This window comes from Oceanobacillus alkalisoli (genome assembly GCF_022213125.1).
GTDB lineage: Bacteria > Bacillota > Bacilli > Bacillales > Amphibacillaceae > Oceanobacillus > Oceanobacillus alkalisoli.
Genome location: NZ_JAKNRA010000003.1, coordinates 86,667 through 106,090 on the forward strand (window position 1 = coordinate 86,667; position 19,424 = coordinate 106,090).

The window sequence follows — 19,424 nt, forward strand, 5'->3', positions numbered from 1 at the left end:
TTATTCTAATAAGATCTCAGGAAACAGAACTTTTCAATTATAATAAAATTATCTTCCCATCCAACCGCCATCAACAGCTAACAAGTGGCCATGCACATAATTTGAAGCATCTGAAGCTAAATATACTACCGTACCCTTGAAATCCTCTGGGCTTCCCCAACGACTAGCAGGGATACGTTCTAAAATTTGCCTACTTCTCGTTTCATCTCGAATGAGTGCTTCATTCATATCTGTTGCAATATAGCCAGGGACGATTGCATTTACATTGACATGGTGCTGTGCCCATTCATTTGCAAGTGCTTTTGTTAACTGGGCTACCCCACCTTTTGCGGATGCATAGGCTGGGATATTGATTCCACCTTGAAAAGAGTTCAAAGATGCTACATTAATAATTTTTCCACTTTTCTTTGGAACCATATAGTTTCCCGCTTGCTGCGCTAAAAGCCAAACGGCTTTTAAATTAACATTCATCACATCGTCCCAATCAGATTCTGAAAAGTCTACAGCAGGAGAACGGCGTTGGATGCCACCATTATTGACAAGGATATCAATCTTTCCGAAGTAATCCACTACAGACGGGACTGCTTGTTTAACCTGTTCATTATCCCTTAGATCGCAGGCTATAATGACGCATTTTCTTCCGAAATTCTCTATTTCTTTTTTTGTTTCTTCTTTCTCTACATTACGTTGCAATAAGGCTATATCGGCTCCCGCTTCGGCTAGCGCTAATGCCATTTCTTGCCCAATACCTCTTGTTGCACCAGTAACTACTGCTACCTTGCCTTCTAAAGAAAAAGATTTCAACATGAATAGAGTTACCCCCTGTTTATGGTTGTATTAAAATTTTTAATGATTTATCAGGCTCTCCCATAAGCGAAAAACCTTTTTCGATTTCCTCAATTTTTAGTTGATGGGAGATTACTGCGGATATATCGACTTTTCCACCAGCCATAATATCAATTGCTGTTCTAAAATCATCTTTACTATAACAACGGGTAGTTGTTAATGATATTTCATTAAAGTGCATGGAGGTCAAATCAATTAATGGTCTATTCTTAAACACACTAACTACTACAATTTTCCCCTGTGTTTTTATTAGTTTTACCGTTTGTTCTAAAGTTGTTTCGGTACCTGCAACCTCAAAAACGGTATCAATCAATTTTCCATTTGTATAGGATAAAATTCCATCGACAACATCCTTTTCTCCCGCATTAATTGGATGTAACCCCAAATCTTTTGCCTTTTCTAAACGGTAAGGACTAATATCTGAAATAAAAATATTATTCGCTCCGTTTAATTTAGCAATCATACCTATTAAAAGTCCAATCGGGCCAGCACCTAAAATGGCGACATTCTCACCAATTTTAAGACTGGATCTCCTAACAGTATGAACCGCTACTGCAAGTGGCTCGGCTAATGCAGCGACAGATAAGGAAAGCTCTTTCGGCACCCGATGCAATCGATTAATTGGTACGGTTACATACTCTGCAAAACCACCATCCATATCGATTCCTATTAACTTTAATTCCTGGCATACATGCATTTGTCCTGCCTCACATGCCGGACATTTTCCACAACTAATAGTTGGTTCGATTACTACACGGTCACCAACTGTAAAATCAGAGACTCCATTGATTGAATCAATTATTCCACTAAATTCATGCCCCATTATTAAGGGAGCTTCCGCTCTTGGATGCTTGCCGAAAAAAATCATCATATCTGTTCCACATATTCCCGCTGAAGATACTTTAATTAATGCTTCATCTTTTTTAGGAATGGGTTTTTGTACTTGTTTTATCCTTACATCTTTTCCGGAAAAGAATTGTCCAGCTTTCATGTTTGTCAACATAAACCCTCCCTACACATTCTTCCAATCAATATTCCTGTTAAATATTAAATTGTTAGCTTGATTAGTAATTAACATTACTGTTAACACAAGTTAAAAGACTTTTTCTATTTAAGCCAGCTAATAAATTATCAATAGTTAATGAGGCCATTTTCATTCTTGTTTCATGGGTCGCGCTGCCAATATGAGGTGTAATTAATATATTTTGAAGACTCATTATTGGGTTATCCGTATTTATTGGTTCAGGGTCTGTAACATCTAGTGCAGCATAAGCAATTTCTTTATTTACTAAAGCTTCATAAAGTGCTACTGTATCAACCACGGCCCCTCTTGAAGCATTGACAAAATAACTAGTTGGCTTCATTTTAGAAAACTCTTCTCTGCCAAATAGATGACGACTTTGTTCAGACAGAGGAACAAGTACAATAATAAAGTCTGACTCCTCAAGTAAACCTTCAAAAGAAGCATATTTCGCACCAATCTTTTCATTTTCTTCCCTTGGACTACGATTATGATAAATAATGTTCATTCCACTTGCTTGCGCTCTTTTTGCAACAGACCTACCAATATTCCCCATTCCGACAATTCCTAAAGTCTTCCCATACAAGTCAACACCTAATGGAATATTAAAGGGACTATCCCATTTTCCAGCCTTAACATATTCCCATCCTTCATGAATTCTCCTTGCTGAGGAAAGCATTAAACCAAATGTTAAATCGGCTGTTGCTTCTACTAGAACACCAGGAGTATTCCCAAATGGAATAGAATATTTTGTACATGCCGTAATATCAACATTATCAAATCCAACCGATGATTGAGCAATCACACGTAATGCTGGTGCATGGGATAATAAATCATCGTCTATCTTAATATCCCCCCTGCTAATCAGCCCTTCCGCATCTTTTAGCCAATCTAATAATAACTCTTGCGGGATACGGCTTGGTTTATCCCATACATTTAATTCACATTGCTCCTGCAATTTTTCCATCAAATTGTTATCTAGTTTTCCAATAACGACTGCTTTAGATTTACTCATTTAGCTACTCCTTTTTTTTCACTAAAATATGCTTCTCCAACTGTTTGTTTCGTATCGATAAAATGTTCATCTATTAAGCTATATAAACGGTCACTATCTTGAGAGTGAAGCACATTGATTAAATGTTCATGATTTTGTACTAATTTATAAATTTGATCCTTCTCTTCTGCAAACCTTTTTTTAGTTGCAACGATTAATAGACAGAGTAAAAGATGCCTAATATTATTCCATGTGTATAAGATTCTCTTATGATTTGTGTCAAGTATGATGCTTTCATGAAACAGAAGGTCATAATAAGAAAACTCTAGATAATCATCTTGTTCCGCAGAAAGTTCCATTTTCTGTACAATCTTTGTATACTTCCTAACTTTTTCTTCATCAAAATCGTTCATCACTCGTTGGAAAGCAAAGTTTTCAAGAAGAAATCGCACATCATAAAGCTCATCAACGTCTTTTTCGGTTAAACCCAAAACTTTTGCACCCATACGGCCAAGGTCTATTAGACCTTCATTTGCCAAGACCTTAAGCGCCTCTCTTACTGGGGAACGACTTGTTTGGAAGTTAGTCGATACTTGTTTTTCCGTCAAAATTGTTCCAGTTGGTATTTCTCCGCTAATGATATTTAATCGCAAGTTATTTATTATTTTTTCACCTAACGTATCATTCTTTAGCCATTTTTCAGGATAATCCATATTATATAACCCCTTAATAATTAATTATTTATTATTATTCACTCCTCTAATATTCAAGCTCCGATGATAGAATCCCTACAATCAACCTATATATTATTAATGAATTGACTTTTTATTTGTAGCTGATTCAAAGTTATTCATCATAATATTCCATGCCTCATTAATATTCGGATTTTTGTTAAACAATGCTGGTCCTCCAAGTACTATGATATCAATGCCCGCTTCGTATAGTTCCTGGTAAACTTTTTCATCAATAGAACCGTCAGCCTCTATTAAAAAATCAAAACCATTTTCCTCACGTATTTTAACCAAGTCTTTAATTTTATCTAACATATGCATAATAAATGGCTGACCAGCATATCCAGGATCAACAGTCATTACCGTAACCTTATCCAGCAAATGGAGATAATGTTTAATTTCATTTAATGAGGCCGATGGATTTATGGCGACTCCGACATTACAACCTAGAGATTTTATTTTATTTATAGTACGAAATGCTTCTTTTGCAACAGTATCAGAATGAAAAGTTATATAATTGGCACCTGATCTAGCTATTTCATCCAAATGCTCCCAAGGGTTAGTAACCATTAGATGTGCATCAATTGGAACAGTAGTTATTGATTTTATTTGTTCAATAAACATAGGTGTTGTTCCAAAACTTTTAACATAATTTCCATCTTTAATATCTATGTGAAAAAAATGGGAATTTTCATTTAAGAATTCAATTTGTTGTTTAGCTTTGAAAATATCAATTAACATTACTGAAGGTGCAAAGTATATACCTCGAGATCTTTGTTTGATCATGATTAAACCTCTCCACATTATATATTTATATTTAAGAAGACATAATACTAATAATGTAAAAGTTGCTCGGCAGCAAGGTTCTAGAAGTTGCCCACTGAAAAGATCTAGGCCACTTCTAGAAGACTTTGTCCAACTTAGTTTAGTAATATTATAGTATTAGATTATAATAGGCACTCTCGTTTTCAATTCTCGTTGTATGTTAGGATTACTTTGGCTGCTTCTCTACTTAGCATGAGTTCAAATCCTTTTTGCCACTCAGATAATGGTAAACGATGTGTAATTAATGATTTTGCATCGAGCATGCCTTTTTCGAGTAGCTTTAAACAATTTTTTAAAGATGTTGTATCGTAGGCCATGTGACCTGTTAGCGTAATAGCATTCATTGATAGGTCATTAATCGAAAAATCAACTGGTTCAAAACTCATGCCCACCCTAACAATTTGACCGTTAGTCCTAAGAATCTCTAAAGACTGCTTAAGCACTTCTGGTGGACCTGCACAGTCTACAATCACCCCTACTTCATTTTCACCTGTTATTTCTTTTACTCTGTTCACTACATCTTCCTCATCGCTTACTATAAAATGGGTAACTCCAAGTTTTTCTGCAATCTTAAAACGTACAGCCTCGTTCCTCCTAGATGCAACTAGTATTATATTAACTGCGCCCATCAACTTAGCAATTTGTACAGAACATAAACCTAATGGTCCAGCACCGAATATCACAACATTCTCACCAGGTAATAGCTTAGAACGCTGTGCTAAGGCCATGTAGGCATTACCCATTGGATCTAGCAATGCAGCTTCCTCAAAAGAAAGATTATCAGGAATTCTAAAAATTGCATTTTTATAAACCTCTAAAATTTTACCGGGAATTCTTACATATTTAGTAAAGCCACCATCCATACCTACTGTTAGTCCTAAAGATTTTTTATGTGGACAAACCAAAAAATTTCCTACAGAGCATGCATGACATTTACCACAAGCTCCTCCGGTATTTTCGGAAACAACTCTATCTCCGACCTTCCAATCAGTAACATTTTCTCCAACCTCAACGATAATTCCGGAAAATTCATGGCCTGCTATTCTTCTGTTTTCTACAGTTTCTTCCGCATCATTGTCTACGTTATAATGCTTTAAGTCTGCACCACATATTCCTGCTGCTTTCACTTCTACAAGTAGATCGTCCTTACCAACCTTCGGGATTGGTAAATCAGTTTCAAATTTAAAATGTCCAATATCCGTACCGTATCTTACTAATCCATGCATTTTATTTTTCCCCCTCGTATATTATGTTCAAGCGGTGTTTTTTCCAATTACTATATCTAGATGATTTACTAATATAATTGAATTAATATATCTCCCTCGTTAACAAAGTCTCCTTCGTTAACCCTAACTTCTTTTACAGTTCCCTTTACACTGGATGTAATGGGCATCTCCATTTTCATAGACTCAAGTATTATAACCGTCTGATCTTTTTCCAACCTTTCATTTTCTGTTACATTAACTTTCCAAACCGTGCCGGCGATATTCGAAATAATAGTATTCATTTTTACCTCCCATTACTTTTCAAAAGTGATTTGAATTCCGTTGTCAAAAAGTTTGTTGTTATTTCTCCATTGTCGAATTTAGGATGACTGCTTATTTCCATTAATGTTGGAATATTGGTTTTGATACCTTCAATTACATATTCCTCCAAAGCTTTCTTTAACGACGAAATCGCTTCTTGCCTATCTGCTCCCTTAACAATCATTTTCCCTATCATTGGGTCATAAAAGGGTGTAATGATTGAGCCTTCACGTATAGCCAACTCATGCCTTATATTCTCACCTTGCGGAAATGAAATATTAGAAATCGTTCCTGGTGATGGGAAAAATGTAACTGGATCCTCAGCATATATACGAACCTCTATCGCATGCCCATCACACTGAATATCCTCTTGACGATGCCTCAATTTTTGTCCAATTGCAATTCGTATTTGTTCTTCTACTAAGTCAACTCCGGTTATTTCTTCAGTAATTGGATGTTCTACCTGAAGTCTCGTGTTCATCTCTAAGAAGAAAATTTCTTGACTTTCACTGACTAAAAATTCAATAGTTCCAGCGTTTGTATACGCTAACGACTTAGCTGCTTTTATAGCTGTGTTGACTAACTTACCTCTTGTTTCACTACTTAGACAGGTAGCAGGAGCTTCTTCTAATACTTTTTGATGATGTCTTTGAGTGGAACAATCTCTTTCCCAAAGATGTATTGTATTGCCATATTTGTCTGCTAGAATTTGTACCTCTATATGTCGTGGATTTATGATATATTTTTCTAAATACATTTCCCCACTGGCAAAGAAGTTTTCTGATCGTTTTTGGTTGTTCGTAAACTTTTGTTTGAGTTCGTCCTCGTTGTGAATAACTTCAATACCGATACCACCACCACCAGCGCTTGCCTTTAACATGATCGGATAACCAATTTCCCTAGCTACTTCCACAGCTTCTTCAGAATTTTTTAAAGGTCTTCTTGTACCTGGCACTATAGGTATGCCTGATTCAACCATCAATTTTCTTGCCTGTATTTTATTGCCCATTTTTTGGATCACTTCAGGAGAAGGACCTATAAAAGTGATACCAGCTATACCACATGCATTAGCAAACTCAGCATTTTCTGACAGTAATCCGTAACCAGGATGAATTGCTTCTGCACCTGCTTGTTTAGCCACCTCAATAATGCGTTCGATATTTAAGTAACTCTCGCTTACTCTAGATTCACCTATATAATAAGCTTCATCAGCTAAATTCACATGTAATGTATCTTTATCTGCTTTCGAATAAACTCCTACTGTTTTAATGCCTAATTCACGACACGTTTTGATAATACGGACTGCTATTTCTCCGCGATTCGCTATAAGAATTTTCTTGAACAAAAAATCACCTCTCCCTACAGAACCATCAAAGTAAAATCAAATCAAAAACCCGAATTGCTTTTTATATATACTCTCTGCTTTTTCTACAGATACATATGTGAATTTTATCTCATCACCGGGCTTAGCTTGTCCTACTAGACCAAGGTCGCTAGAAGCAACAGTACCAACTACTGGGTATCCCGCTGTTAAAGTTCTGCCTCTATGAAGGATTATAGGTTGCCCACTAGGAACTACCTGAACAGCTCCAATAGCTACTCCACGAGATAACACCTCCTTAAAGGTGGAATGAGCAATAGGTGGACCATCTAGACGTACTCCAATATGATTGGATTGTGGAGAAACTTGATATTTTGATGTAAAAAATGTTTTTAGTTCGCTTTCAAATTTATTTGTATCTGGTCCATCACTCACATGTATATTCCATGGAGCCCCATATCTGGGAATTTCAAAATCTCTAAGATCCGCATTTGTTTCATTTAAAGAAACGTTAGTGTTCTTGAGTTTTATTTTTTGATTGTTATGTAAAGGCTCACCAAATTTCGTAACTGTATCAAGTGATACACTTCCAAGGATTTTGGGTTCATCTAACCCTCCTGCAAATGCTATATAATTTTTTAAGCCCTTACGCATATTCTTGATACTCAACGTACCTCCAGCGGGCAATTTCTGTACTTCCCATTGATTTACCAATCTACCATCAATTATTACATCTGCTGGACAACCAGTTACACAAAAAAGTACATCCACTTCACTTCTGATTGAGAAATCAAAAATCATTACTTCTATTGAAGGTTCAGACAAGTTATTGCCTAAGAGTTTATTTCCTACCATGTACGCATAAGTGTCTGTAGCACCATTAATTGTCACACCAAATTTTTCATAACCAAATCGACCTGCATCCTGTATAGTAGCTATTTTCACATCCTCTGTAATTAAATGAGAGTTATTCATAATCTACATCCATTCCTTCAATATGTTTTAATTTGTAAAATTCATATTCATCCTTTTCAATCGCAAAAAACTCTAAGTAATCTCCTGGGTTTAATATCCCTGGTGGCTCGGCTGTATGGTCGAATAAAGTTGTAGGCGATTGACCTAACATTTTCCATCCACTTGGCGCATCCATAGATGATATAGATATTTGCCCGAAAGCAATACCTAAAGTTCCAGCAGGTACAGAAGGACGAGGAGAACTAACTCGTTTCACACTTTTATTAATCGGACTTTCCATCATAGGTCCTCTTGAAAAACATAGAATTCGGTTTGGTTGAGATGTTATTGCTTGAATTAATTCTTCTTTACTTTTTTTCACTTCTTCTGCGATTAAATCAAAATCCGGTCCATATTCACCTCCAAAGGCTAGTGGTATTTTGTAATGTTTACTTTTTAAATCGATTTCTTTATCATTTATTTCTTCTATTATTCTATTAATCCAATCTAGTAAATTTGTTCTGTCAATTATTAGTAAATCGAAATGAATAAATAGTGAAGTTAGTGTTGGTACAATGCTGAGTATCCCTCGAATATTTTTCTTTCTTATTTCGTTGGTAAGAAAATGTGTTTTCTTCCAATCCTCTATTGAAAAGTGTTCCGAAAAACTTATTAATAAGCCTGAATCTCCATAATTGATTAACTCCGGTTTTAGCATTTATTCTTCACCCCTTACCATATATGAGCTTTACGAAAATGATTATAAAAATAATTGTTTTTCGATACCTTGAATCTCCACTCCTGCATCGACAAGGCTTGCCTTTATTTTTTCAGCAAGTTCTAAAGCACCCTTATTATCTCCATGTAAAAGTAGTGCATTACCTTGGACTTTTATCTTATTCCCAGTAATTGTGGTCACTTTTTGTTCAATGACCATATTTAGACAACGCTGTACAATAATTTCCGGGTCATGTAAAACAGCATTTGGTTCTGAACGCGACACAATCCTACCCTCATCATTGTAAGAACGATCAGCAAACATAATAGCTGCAGTTTTTAGTCCCCTCTCTTTGGCTGCAAAGAGAAACTCATCAGGTTGAGACAAGATGATAAGTTTAGGATCAAACGACTCTACAGCATCTAACACTGCATTGGCATAATTTCTATCAATTGCAACTAAATTTCCTAGTGCCCCGTGTGGGGTAATGTGTTGTATTTTACCCCCATGAGCTTTTGTAAAAGCACTTAATGCGCCTAATTGATAAAGAACATCGGTTGTAACTTCCCAAGGCGTTGCATCAATTTTCCTTCTTCCAAATCCCACCAGGTCAGGGAAAGAAGGGTGCGCCCCTATCCCCACTCCTTTTTCAACAGCTTGTTTTACTGTTTTACTCATAATTTGGGGGTCTCCAGCATGAAATCCACAAGCTATATTTGCGGAACTTACTAAGTCTAATAGTCTTGAATCATCAGCTATTGAGTAGCTACCAAATCCTTCTCCCATGTCTGCTACTATGTCTATCACTGGTTTCAAAAAATCCACCTCCGAAGTTTTATATTGTACCTTAATTACTGCATATTACTAGGGGTTACACGACGCTTAAAACGAATGATAAGAAAAGTCATGGCAATTAAAACAAGCAGTAATATTATAAAAAGAGGTCTTTCAAATAAGAAAAGCACACTTCCTTCTGATTTTATTAAAACTGCAGTCCGGCGAACTTGAGTTTCAAGCATTGGCCCAAGTATGAAAGCAATCATTAATGGAATCACAGAAATATCCAGCTTCATCATAATATAACCTATTAGACCAAAAACCATCATTACACCGACATCAAAGAAACTTCCACGAAATGCAAATGTACCCGCGGCAGCTATAACAAATACACTTGGAAACAAGAATCCCTTTGGAACAGTTAAAACCTTTGTAATTAATGGAATCATTACTTGTCCAACTAATAAGTTTAATAGACTCGCAATCAGTAACCCTATAAATATCGCGTATACTACGCCGGGGGTTTCTACAAACATCATCGGCCCAACAGTAATTCCGTGCACTAAGAAAGCGCCAGCAATAACTGCAATGGATGTATCACCTGGGATGCCAAGTGACAAATATGGAATTAAGTTAGAACCCCCTGCTGCACTGTTTGCACTCTCTGTCGCTGCTACTCCCTTTAATTCACCCTTTCCATATTTTTCAGGGTTTTTAGAGCTTAATACTTCTTGATTATAACTTACAATTCCCGCCACCTCTGCGCCTAATCCAGGAATAGAACCCACTGCCATTCCTATTGATGAAGATCTAAACAAAGTTTTAAGCCCTTTATCCTTTTTTAAATCTTTCCAATAAAGTTTGTTATCCTCTTTATTATCAGAAGATTTGATAGCGCTCTCTCGCTTGTTTGCATCAGTACCTTCCATCTGTTTAAATATCTCAGGGATGGTAAGCAATCCTATTAATAACGGTACAAGCTCAATTCCGGAGTAAAGTTGAGGATTATTAAAACTTAATCTACTCAGCCCTACTACTGGATCAACTCCAACTGTTCCAAGTAATAGACCCAAACCTGCGGACAACATCCCGGTTGCAAAAGATCTTCCTTGGAGTGTTCCTAAAATTAATAATGCGCATAAAATGACGATGGCGTATTCCGGTGCTCCAAACATAATTGCCACAGAAGCTATTATTCCTGAAAGAAATATTAAACAAATAGTGCCAAACGTATCTCCAATAGTTGAAGCTACCAACGCCATTTTAATTGCTTTTTTCCCTTTACCTTGTTGCGTTAGCGGGTATCCATCAAAGGTGGTTGCCAACGCGGCTGGTGTCCCAGGAGTTTTAAGCATTATTGCTGAAATTGAACCCCCAAATAATGCCCCTTTGAGTATACCAAGCAACATGGGAACGCCGACCCATATAGGCATTGCGAAAGTTAATGGCATTAATAATGCCATTACCATAGTTCCTGTCATCCCAGGAATACCGCCCACTATTTGGCCAACTGCAACACCGACTAAAACCAATATAATAGTCTCCGGTTGCAAGACCTGAAGTGCAGAATTTATAATCTGATCTATCACATCAACTCACCTCAATTTCTCAATCACCTCAAGATTAAAGCTCATACGCCCTCTTTATAACGTACTATTTTTTTGATACGGAACAAGCGGCGTGTATTCTAGTTGGTTCTCCAAATCAATACTAATATGTTAAAGTTTAATTTTGGAAAAGGTGTTTTTACACCTTTTCCAAATCATGGTTTACAAGTCACGGAAAACATCGCTAGTAACCTTTTGCTAGAAAAAGATGCTATTAGGGAAGTTTACTCCCAACTGCATGTTAAATAAAAGATGGATGATACCTATAACTCCTATACTTATTATGAGTGACATCCACCAACGTTTTTCCCCTAAATATCTTATAACACCAATCAAAAGCAGTAGACTCGCTAAATAAAATCCAAATAAATTTATAGCAACAAAAATATAAAAAACAAATATTGCTATAATAATTGCCGCTTGTTTTCCTTTCCCCTTTTCCCAAAATTCCCTCTTTTCAGTTTTATCTTTTTTCTTCATTATAGAAATTGCCTCTGCAATGGCAGAAATTATAATAATGAATAACGCTAAGAAAGGGAAAAATCCTGGTGTAATTAACTCCTTACCAATTACATCTGGTATATAAATTGGAAAAATAAATATACCACTTAAAATGCCCAGTATTCCAATTGATAGAAATAATATAGCCTCTTTATTTCTTGTCATAAAATTCCCCTATTCATCATCATTAAGATATTTCGGGACTACTTCTCCCAATCTTTCATCTTCTTCAAACATCAGTTTTTCATAATCTTCTGAACCCCTATAAAAAGCTTGTACTCCTAATTTATCCATTGCATTCTTATATTCATCAGAATTAATTACCTTCTCCATAGCCGCATCGATTGCTTCTACAACTTCATCTGGGATGTCCTTTGGTCCAACGATACCATATACTGTAGGAGGTCCTTCACCTGTTAATCCAAGTTCTTCCAATGTTTTAACATCTGGGTAACTTGGATTTGCTTCAAGGGAACTCTCGGCTAATAACTTAATAGAACCTGATTCGAGAGAGGATTTAAAATCTGCAATAACACCGACATCAATATCTCCACCTAGTAGAGCAGATAAAACTTCAGATCCGCCATTATATGGCACCTGCTCTGTCTCAACCCCACTTGTATCAAATAATTCTCTTGCTGCTAGTACCACTGGATTTACTATACCGCCTGAGCCCCATTTAAGTGAACCAGGATTTTCCTTAGCATACTCCAGCAGATCATCCATACTTTCCCACTCGCTATCTGATCGTACAATTACAGGATGATGAGCATATGCCATTGACGCAACATACGTAAAGTCATCGATTTCATAATCAACGTTTTCAAAATGCATATGAGATATATCAGTAGCAGCGGATAGTGTATAACCGTCAGAGTCTTGATTAGAAATCTCTGTCATAGCTACAATTCCCCCACCTCCACTGCGATCACTTACATTGACGGTAACCCCTAATTCATCCTCAAGTTGGTCAGCCAACTGCCTGGTGATTATATCCACATACCCCCCAGGAGAATAGGGAGAATATATATTTATCGTTTTATTTGGAAAATCATCGTGAGCCTCTGCCTCCGAGTTGGTACCCGAACAACCTGCCATTATAAAAATAGTAAAAAGTAAGCAAAAACCTATTAATAGTAATCGACCGTATTTTTTTTTCATTTGAATCTCTCCTTATAAATATATTTTAAAACTACAGGTAGTACGAATTCACAATCTACTCATATAAAACTTTTTTTAGACTTTCTACACCGGCCTCTAACTCTTCCATAGAAGCTGCGAATGACAATCGAATACATTCATTATCATTATAGGCTGCCCCTGGGGTTACAAGAACACCAGCATTTTCAAAAATATATTGACTAAATTCTTCAGAATTCATTCCATTGTAATTAACCTTAGCAAATACATAAAAAGTGCCTTCTGGAGACCTACATTCGAAACCAGGCAATGAATTTAATTCAGAAACCAAAAAGTCTCTCCTTCTTTTATAATCCTCCACCATTAAGTTCACTTCACTTTCACAATCAAACGCTTCTATTGCAGCATATTGGGAAAAAGAAGTTGCACAGCTTACCAAATGCTGTTGTACTTTAACCATTTCTTTGACTAATTCTTTTTCTGCAGCAATATACCCTAATCTCCATCCAGTCATGGCATAGCTTTTTGAAAATCCATTTATTGTGATAATGCTTTCTTTTACAGAGGGGTCACTAGCTAGACTAATATTTTTAAAATTGTCGTATACAATATGTTCGTAAATCTCATCTGAAATTGCCAAAATATTATGATCCAAAATAAATTGATTAATCTCTTTGACTTCTTCTTTCGTAAAAACTCTTCCCGTTGGATTATTAGGGGAATTGATGATAATCATCTTCGTTTTGCTTGTTACATTTTTCTCGAGTTTTTCACGTGTTATTTTAAAATTATCATCATAGTGTAGTGGAACTGAAACTGGCTTTGCTCCTGAAAGTTGAACTAATGGTTTATAAGATACCCAAGAGGGATCTAGTATTAAGACTTCATCACCTTCTTCTAAGAATGTGATGATTGCAAGATAAATGGCAAATTTAGCTCCTGGAGTGACAATGATTTCATCAACTGGATCAACCTCAATATCATTTTCATTTTGTAGCTTCTTAGCTATACTCTCCCTTAAAGTACTAACTCCTGGAGCTGGGACATAGTGAGTAAAACCAGCTTCAATACTTTTATATGCAGCTTCCTTTATGCGTTTGGGGGTATCAAAATTTGGCTCACCTATTGTCAAGTTAACTATCTTTTTCCCCGCTGCGCGCAACTCCATTGCTTTATCATTTAAAGAGCTAGAAGCCGAAGGACCAATACTTTGCACCTTAGAATTAGCAAATTTATTCACAAATTTATTCACCATCTTATTTGCCTCCTGTTTTGTGTTTAACAAAAAGAATGAGCTACTTAAGCCAATAATAATACAAATATGTGTAATATTTTTTGTTAAATATATCGCTTATCATCCGATGAATCCCTATTTGTCGAATAATAAATTTCGTTCTGAATCTTTTCTCCCCAATTTTCAGAGATAATTATTCTTCACTAAGCTGAAGATCCGCAAAAATCTTTTGGAAGTTACTCTCGAATGGAATAACTCCTTCCTCTCTAAACTTTTTTAAAGTGACCTCTTCTTGTTTCTCACGTGTGTACGCCTTTTTATAAACTTCAGCCACTTGATTCTTTGGTACGATAACAACAGCATCATCGTCACCGAAAACTAGATCACCTGGATTAACGGTTACATTACAAATATTAATTGGATTGTTTATCTTCCCCCCCACTCTCTTAGTGGTACTTTTAATATTAATGCCCCCAGAATATACAGGGAACCTAATATCCCTAATAGCTTTTGAATCTCTAACCGAACCATCTGTAACCAGACCTAAACATCCTTTTTCTTTAGCAATTGTACTCAGGACTCCACCAAACATTCCCCCTGACTCAAGATAACCACCGTATGATACTACTAATACATCTCCTGGTCTAATTAGCTCTAGTGCCTTATGTAGAATAAGATTATCACCTGGAGACGCTTGTACAGTAAATGCCGATCCACATAACCGTGATTCTGTCAAAATAGGTCTTATATTATGATTCAGAGCACCATTATTAGGTAAACATTCATTAATTGAGGCACTTTCGTTAATATTCGAAAACTTATCAATCCACTCAGACCCTAATCTTGTAAACGATTTCAAAATATCCATTTTTCCATTACCTCCAAATATTCTAATTATTTACTAAGTATTCTAGTCGACAAGTATACTAATGTCAACAATAATTTGAAAAGAATTTTGATAGCTTGAATTATGATTATATAATTTCCCAGCGACACAAGGAGGATTGAGACTCTCAAGATCAAGTTACTCACTTGAATATTCAAAATTCCATCAAGATATTATGGATGACTTTTAAATATAATTTTTACAATCAACCTAAACTTCTAACTATTTGCTATTATTCTAGTCGACAGGTATACCGATGTCAACATAATTTTTTTAATTTTAATGGTATATATTTTTCTCTTTATGTAGGAAAATCGGATAGATTATTTTTTATGAATAAATAGGACATAGAATTTGAGATTATACTTATTATTGAATATTTAGATGAAAATTTAGAGTTATTGATTACTTCACGAAAAGCCACTACAAGATTGAATAAGATTTTATGAAAGCCCAAAGATGGATGAATGAAAAGGAAAAAATAGCAAGGGAGTATAATCAACTTAATTTAAATTAGGTACAGAGTTTATATTTGATGCCAATTCTTAATCTTTATGATGCACTTCTCGAACAATAAATGGGGAAAAGTAAAGGAGAACAACGTATTACAAAGGATATTACGTCAAGCAACCAGTGCAGATAATTCACTGATGGATTATTTTTATAAATAATTAAGACGATGAATTGATGAATATATCTTCGAAACCATAAACAATAAAAATAAGATTGGCTTGATTGAGTCTGTCGGATACAGAACACAGTCTAGCCAATCATCTACATAATAAAATCTCTAACTTTTGAATAATCCACTTAATTTTTTATGACTTTATTTATTTTACTGGTCCATTCGTAATCTCCGTCAGCTTTGAATTGATAGCAAAGACCTTCGCATTAACTTCCTCTACTCCAAAACTCGCTAATCTTTTCGAATGCATCTTCATATACTTTTCAGCTGTTTCTTTTGTTTCAAAAATATAAATTCCACCAGCCTCATTTGCTTCTGGATTCTCTGTCCAAATTTTCCAGAGGAAGCCATCCTCTTCATTAATGCTTTTTGCTAAATCGGAAAAAGCTTCTGCCATTTCATCTCCGAACGGCCCGTCCATTTTAAAGTCAACCTGTAATACATATGCCATAGTTACTCTCCTTTGTTTATTTAGTCGGTTGGAAATTCCGTTTTCTTCACAAGTTTCTAATCCTCAGCTTACAAGTACATTATACTTCAGAAGTGAGTGTGACTAACACCAATAGTATTGCAGATCTGTTGTTTATCCAACACTTGCAGGAAATTGTTTAAGAAACGAAAAGAAGACCATCAGTTGAATGATCTTCTTTCGTTAAAAATACGTCTATTATTCCATTTTCGAGCGTTCCTGTTCCTTTTTCCCCACCCATTGTGCCTTAGCTCTTAATCCACTTCGATCTTTACAATATTACCTGTATTCATATCGACTTCCACTTCATATTTAACGCCTTGTGCAGTTATAATCTCGACTTCATATACCCAAACACCTTGTTCTTTCTCTAATTCCACTTTAACGATTTGTCCTGGGACTCTTCCTACTGCAATATTCATTGCTTCTTCTATCGATATTTGTCTATACCCGCTATATCTGTTATCGTATTCGGTACCCTGCCTATTATTGTAACGATTAAAGTATGGATAATAATGGTTATTCACATACATTCTCCTCGCAATCCTAGTCATTTACACTACATCCTATTCGGAGGCGAGATGTATGTAACCTAACTCGGGTGAAAATGGTCAGGAGACTAGATGAAGAACTAGAGAGCCTCTTGTTCTGCCATTTGTTGTACAGCTTGAGGAGATGAACGTTTCGATGTAAATGGGCGCATATTAAATATCATATTTAACACAATTGCTGTTACGCTCCCTGCAACAATCCCGTTATTCGTTAAAATTTGTATACCAGTTGGTAATACAGAGAATAGGTCGGGTACGACGGTTACGCCAAGTCCCATTCCTACCGAGCAAGCAATAATCATCGAATTTTCCGGAGACTCACTGATTACTTTTCCTAGCATCTTGATTCCTTGGGATACCACCATGCCGAACATGGCAAGCATGGCACCACCTAATACGGCAGTTGGAATAATCGTTGTTAAGGCAGCAATTTTAGGAACTAAACCAAAAATAATTAAGATAATTCCTGCCACAAGGATAACGCTGCGTTTTTTCACACCGGTTAATTGTACGAGACCAACGTTTTGAGAGAATGCCGTATATTGAAAGGCGTTAAAAATTCCCCCTAGTAATACCGCAATCCCTTCCGCGCGATAACCTTTTGCTAAATCGTTTTCCGATAACTTTCTATCTGTAATATCACCGAGCGCAAAATAAACACCCGTTGATTCGACTAAAGATACCATGGCGACAAGACACATCGTAATCACAGCGGAAATTTCAAATGTCGGCATACCAAAGTAGAAAAGTTGCGGCATATGGAAATAAGAAGCTTCCGCAACGGCACTAAAATTAACCTTACCTAGAACAGCTGCTACTAGAGTACCGGCAAAAAGACCGATGATTATTGATATCGAGCGAACAAATCCTTTCGAAAAGCGATACATTAAAATGATGAACGTTAACGTACCGAATCCTAATAATAGATTGGTCGATGAACCAAAGTCACTAGCGCCTTGTCCTCCAGCCAAATTATTAATGGCAACAGGGATGAGGGTTAATCCGATGATTGTAACAACACTTCCCGTCACAATCGGAGGGAAAAAGCGAACTAACTTCCCAAATATCGTGCTGATCAAAATGATAAAAATTCCCGAAGCAATAATTGAACCATATATTGCTGAGATACCGAATTCTCCGCCAATCGCAATAATTGGACCTACCGCTGTAAAAGTACAGCCAAGCACGACCGGAAGTCCAATTCCAAAGAAACGGTTGCTGACTATTTGCAGAAGCGTTGCTACTCCGCACATAAAGATATCAATCGCAACGAGATACGTGAGCTGTTCCGTTGTTAGCCCTAGTGCACCCCCAATTATAAGTGGAACTAAAATCGCGCCTGCATACATTGCAAGTACATGTTGCATTCCTAATGCCGCTGTTTTCATCTAGGTTAATCCTCCTTAAAGGTTACTTTCCCATGTTCTAGCGAAGAAACAATCGCCAGTGATTCTACTCGAATTTCTTTTTCCTCGATCAGCTTTCTGCCATTTTGAAAACCTTTTTCAATAACGATTCCAACCCCTGCTAATGCTGCTCCAGATTGTTTTACCATATCGATTAAACCGAGTGCAGCTTGTCCATTAGCGAGAAAGTCATCAATAATTAACACAACATCATCACTTGTGATGTAATCTTTCGATATAGAAATGGTGTTTGATTCTTGTTTCGTATAGGAATAAACTTCAGCGCTATACAAGTGATCAATTAAGGTTAGCGATTTACGTTTCCGGGCAAATACCGTCGGAACACCCAACCGTAACGCAGCCATGACCGATGGAGCAATTCCTGATGACTCCAGTGTTAGTACTTTTGTTATTCCTTTATCTTGAAAGCGGGAAGCAAATTCCTCACCAACTTCCTGCATTAATACGGGATCGATCTGATGGTTTAAAAACGAATCCACCTTCAATACAGAATCAGACAATACCTTACCTTCATTTATAATCTTTTGCTTTAATCGTTCCATAACGATCTCCTTTCAAATTAAAAAGCTCGGAAATGATTGCTTCGACAACTATGAAGAAGCAATCATTTCCGAGCAGAGAATCTCGAAATAAAAAGAGGAATTTTAGCCACAATGGCAAAATTATTCTTTTGCTACTTTTCATAGTCGATTTATTTACGGTAAACCGGTAGAAACTTGCAGGCCATATTCCTGCTATTATATGAAAATAATATTCACTTTAAATGTTACAAGTATAGCATGAAATCGACATATTACAAGATGTTTTGCAGATGTAAAACCTTTCGAATAATTTGGACATGGGAGCTTGATTCCTCCGCTAACGTCACGTTTGCTTATGATATATGTTTTGTCATTTTTTATAAAGGATATTAGACTTATAATGAATAGGGAAACAATAGGATATAATGAAGGTGTATTGTTTGAAAGAACCATGAGCGAGGATAGTATATTGCGACATGTCATTATTGGCGGAGTAGTCGCAGGAATGAGTGCAGCTATGGAAATTTATCGAACAGATCATGCAGCTGAAATTACTGTCTTGGAGCGTGGAGAAGATTATTCGTACGGACAATGCGGCTTACCTTATGTCAGCAATTAGCTAGAATCTTTGATAAAGAGTTGACCGAGCACATCCAAAAAAAGGCAGTACAGCAAGGAAGGCAGGATTAT

The 19,424-nt window shown here is 36.3% G+C and carries 20 protein-coding genes, 1 pseudogene and 1 riboswitch; of the genes and pseudogenes, 1 reads left to right on the forward strand and 20 read right to left on the reverse strand.

Annotated features, from left to right (window positions below; genetic code table 11):
• Positions 1 to 48: 48 nt before the first annotated feature.
• The 20 genes from kduD to L3V42_RS06460 form a co-directional block, all read right to left on the reverse strand.
• Positions 49 to 807, reverse strand: coding sequence for a 2-dehydro-3-deoxy-D-gluconate 5-dehydrogenase KduD (gene kduD, locus L3V42_RS06365; RefSeq protein WP_238471580.1), 759 nt, complete (start codon positions 805 to 807; stop codon positions 49 to 51).
• A 19-nt stretch (positions 808 to 826) separates the two neighbouring features.
• A complete protein-coding gene (locus tag L3V42_RS06370; protein WP_238471677.1) occupies positions 827 to 1,837 on the reverse strand; it encodes a zinc-dependent alcohol dehydrogenase in 1,011 nt (336 codons plus the stop codon).
• A gap of 73 nt (positions 1,838 to 1,910) precedes the next feature.
• The gene (locus tag L3V42_RS06375; protein ID WP_238471581.1) at positions 1,911 to 2,882 is read right to left on the reverse strand and encodes a 2-hydroxyacid dehydrogenase; all 972 of its coding nucleotides are present in this window, start codon (positions 2,880 to 2,882) and stop codon (positions 1,911 to 1,913) included.
• Positions 2,879 to 3,574 carry a GntR family transcriptional regulator gene (locus L3V42_RS06380; RefSeq protein WP_238471582.1) on the reverse strand — a complete coding sequence of 232 codons (696 nt, stop codon included), beginning with the start codon at positions 3,572 to 3,574 and terminating at the stop codon, positions 2,879 to 2,881. The genes L3V42_RS06375 and L3V42_RS06380 overlap by 4 nt, the downstream gene beginning before the upstream one ends.
• Before the next feature lie 96 nt (positions 3,575 to 3,670).
• Positions 3,671 to 4,378, reverse strand: coding sequence for a D-allulose 6-phosphate 3-epimerase (gene alsE, locus L3V42_RS06385; RefSeq protein WP_238471583.1), 708 nt, complete (start codon positions 4,376 to 4,378; stop codon positions 3,671 to 3,673).
• Between the two features lie 182 nt (positions 4,379 to 4,560).
• Positions 4,561 to 5,643, reverse strand: coding sequence for a zinc-binding dehydrogenase (locus L3V42_RS06390; protein ID WP_238471584.1), 1,083 nt, complete (start codon positions 5,641 to 5,643; stop codon positions 4,561 to 4,563).
• Between the two features lie 68 nt (positions 5,644 to 5,711).
• Positions 5,712 to 5,924 (reverse strand): acetyl-CoA carboxylase biotin carboxyl carrier protein subunit, encoded by a 213-nt coding sequence (locus L3V42_RS06395; RefSeq protein WP_238471585.1) that lies wholly within the window; start codon positions 5,922 to 5,924, stop codon positions 5,712 to 5,714.
• A 2-nt stretch (positions 5,925 to 5,926) separates the two neighbouring features.
• Positions 5,927 to 7,288: an acetyl-CoA carboxylase biotin carboxylase subunit gene (locus tag L3V42_RS06400; protein ID WP_238471586.1), complete on the reverse strand. Its 1,362-nt coding sequence runs from the start codon at positions 7,286 to 7,288 to the stop codon at positions 5,927 to 5,929.
• Between the two features lie 36 nt (positions 7,289 to 7,324).
• Positions 7,325 to 8,239, reverse strand: coding sequence for a 5-oxoprolinase subunit C family protein (locus tag L3V42_RS06405; protein WP_238471587.1), 915 nt, complete (start codon positions 8,237 to 8,239; stop codon positions 7,325 to 7,327).
• Entirely contained in the window at positions 8,232 to 8,936 is a 705-nt protein-coding gene (locus L3V42_RS06410; RefSeq protein ID WP_238471588.1) for a 5-oxoprolinase subunit B family protein, read from the reverse strand. The genes L3V42_RS06405 and L3V42_RS06410 overlap by 8 nt, the downstream gene beginning before the upstream one ends.
• A gap of 42 nt (positions 8,937 to 8,978) precedes the next feature.
• Positions 8,979 to 9,743 (reverse strand): LamB/YcsF family protein, encoded by a 765-nt coding sequence (locus L3V42_RS06415; RefSeq protein WP_238471678.1) that lies wholly within the window; start codon positions 9,741 to 9,743, stop codon positions 8,979 to 8,981.
• A gap of 44 nt (positions 9,744 to 9,787) precedes the next feature.
• Positions 9,788 to 11,302: a tripartite tricarboxylate transporter permease gene (locus L3V42_RS06420; protein ID WP_238471589.1), complete on the reverse strand. Its 1,515-nt coding sequence runs from the start codon at positions 11,300 to 11,302 to the stop codon at positions 9,788 to 9,790.
• A gap of 216 nt (positions 11,303 to 11,518) precedes the next feature.
• Positions 11,519 to 11,986: a tripartite tricarboxylate transporter TctB family protein gene (locus tag L3V42_RS06425; RefSeq protein ID WP_238471590.1), complete on the reverse strand. Its 468-nt coding sequence runs from the start codon at positions 11,984 to 11,986 to the stop codon at positions 11,519 to 11,521.
• Between the two features lie 9 nt (positions 11,987 to 11,995).
• Positions 11,996 to 12,982: a Bug family tripartite tricarboxylate transporter substrate binding protein gene (locus L3V42_RS06430; protein ID WP_238471591.1), complete on the reverse strand. Its 987-nt coding sequence runs from the start codon at positions 12,980 to 12,982 to the stop codon at positions 11,996 to 11,998.
• Between the two features lie 55 nt (positions 12,983 to 13,037).
• Positions 13,038 to 14,216, reverse strand: a complete 1,179-nt coding sequence (locus tag L3V42_RS06435; protein WP_238471592.1) for a pyridoxal phosphate-dependent aminotransferase — start codon at positions 14,214 to 14,216, stop codon at positions 13,038 to 13,040.
• Positions 14,217 to 14,388: 172 nt separating this feature from the next.
• Entirely contained in the window at positions 14,389 to 15,063 is a 675-nt protein-coding gene (locus L3V42_RS06440) for an RraA family protein (RefSeq protein WP_238471593.1), read from the reverse strand.
• 848 nt (positions 15,064 to 15,911) lie between these two features.
• A complete protein-coding gene (locus L3V42_RS06445) occupies positions 15,912 to 16,217 on the reverse strand; it encodes a monooxygenase (protein WP_238471594.1) in 306 nt (101 codons plus the stop codon).
• Between the two features lie 272 nt (positions 16,218 to 16,489).
• Positions 16,490 to 16,789: a PepSY domain-containing protein gene (locus L3V42_RS06450; protein WP_238471595.1), complete on the reverse strand. Its 300-nt coding sequence runs from the start codon at positions 16,787 to 16,789 to the stop codon at positions 16,490 to 16,492.
• A gap of 77 nt (positions 16,790 to 16,866) precedes the next feature.
• Positions 16,867 to 18,174 (reverse strand): nucleobase:cation symporter-2 family protein, encoded by a 1,308-nt coding sequence (locus L3V42_RS06455; RefSeq protein WP_238471596.1) that lies wholly within the window; start codon positions 18,172 to 18,174, stop codon positions 16,867 to 16,869.
• 5 nt (positions 18,175 to 18,179) lie between these two features.
• On the reverse strand, positions 18,180 to 18,755 hold the full coding sequence (locus tag L3V42_RS06460) for a xanthine phosphoribosyltransferase (protein WP_238471597.1): 576 nt from the start codon (positions 18,753 to 18,755) through the stop codon (positions 18,180 to 18,182).
• A 121-nt stretch (positions 18,756 to 18,876) separates the two neighbouring features.
• A riboswitch (purine riboswitch) is annotated at positions 18,877 to 18,978 on the reverse strand.
• Between the two features lie 225 nt (positions 18,979 to 19,203).
• Here L3V42_RS06460 and L3V42_RS06465 point away from each other — a divergent pair.
• Positions 19,204 to 19,344 (forward strand): annotated as a pseudogene (locus L3V42_RS06465) (FAD-dependent oxidoreductase); the annotation flags it as partial.
• Positions 19,345 to 19,424: the final 80 nt, after the last annotated feature.

Coding starts and splice junctions, on each gene's coding strand:
- kduD (WP_238471580.1), bottom strand. CDS start 807: ATGTTGAAATCTTTTTCTTTAGAAGGCAAGGTAGCAGTAGTTACTGGT.
- L3V42_RS06380 (WP_238471582.1), bottom strand. CDS start 3,574: ATGGATTATCCTGAAAAATGGCTAAAGAATGATACGTTAGGTGAAAAA.
- L3V42_RS06370 (WP_238471677.1), bottom strand. CDS start 1,837: ATGAAAGCTGGACAATTCTTTTCCGGAAAAGATGTAAGGATAAAACAA.
- L3V42_RS06440 (WP_238471593.1), bottom strand. CDS start 15,063: ATGGATATTTTGAAATCGTTTACAAGATTAGGGTCTGAGTGGATTGAT.
- L3V42_RS06425 (WP_238471590.1), bottom strand. CDS start 11,986: ATGACAAGAAATAAAGAGGCTATATTATTTCTATCAATTGGAATACTG.
- L3V42_RS06455 (WP_238471596.1), bottom strand. CDS start 18,174: ATGAAAACAGCGGCATTAGGAATGCAACATGTACTTGCAATGTATGCA.
- L3V42_RS06395 (WP_238471585.1), bottom strand. CDS start 5,924: ATGAATACTATTATTTCGAATATCGCCGGCACGGTTTGGAAAGTTAAT.
- L3V42_RS06445 (WP_238471594.1), bottom strand. CDS start 16,217: ATGGCATATGTATTACAGGTTGACTTTAAAATGGACGGGCCGTTCGGA.
- L3V42_RS06375 (WP_238471581.1), bottom strand. CDS start 2,882: ATGAGTAAATCTAAAGCAGTCGTTATTGGAAAACTAGATAACAATTTG.
- L3V42_RS06450 (WP_238471595.1), bottom strand. CDS start 16,789: ATGACTAGGATTGCGAGGAGAATGTATGTGAATAACCATTATTATCCA.
- L3V42_RS06410 (WP_238471588.1), bottom strand. CDS start 8,936: ATGCTAAAACCGGAGTTAATCAATTATGGAGATTCAGGCTTATTAATA.
- L3V42_RS06435 (WP_238471592.1), bottom strand. CDS start 14,216: ATGGTGAATAAATTTGTGAATAAATTTGCTAATTCTAAGGTGCAAAGT.
- L3V42_RS06430 (WP_238471591.1), bottom strand. CDS start 12,982: ATGAAAAAAAAATACGGTCGATTACTATTAATAGGTTTTTGCTTACTT.
- alsE (WP_238471583.1), bottom strand. CDS start 4,378: ATGATCAAACAAAGATCTCGAGGTATATACTTTGCACCTTCAGTAATG.
- L3V42_RS06460 (WP_238471597.1), bottom strand. CDS start 18,755: ATGGAACGATTAAAGCAAAAGATTATAAATGAAGGTAAGGTATTGTCT.
- L3V42_RS06405 (WP_238471587.1), bottom strand. CDS start 8,239: ATGAATAACTCTCATTTAATTACAGAGGATGTGAAAATAGCTACTATA.
- L3V42_RS06390 (WP_238471584.1), bottom strand. CDS start 5,643: ATGCATGGATTAGTAAGATACGGTACGGATATTGGACATTTTAAATTT.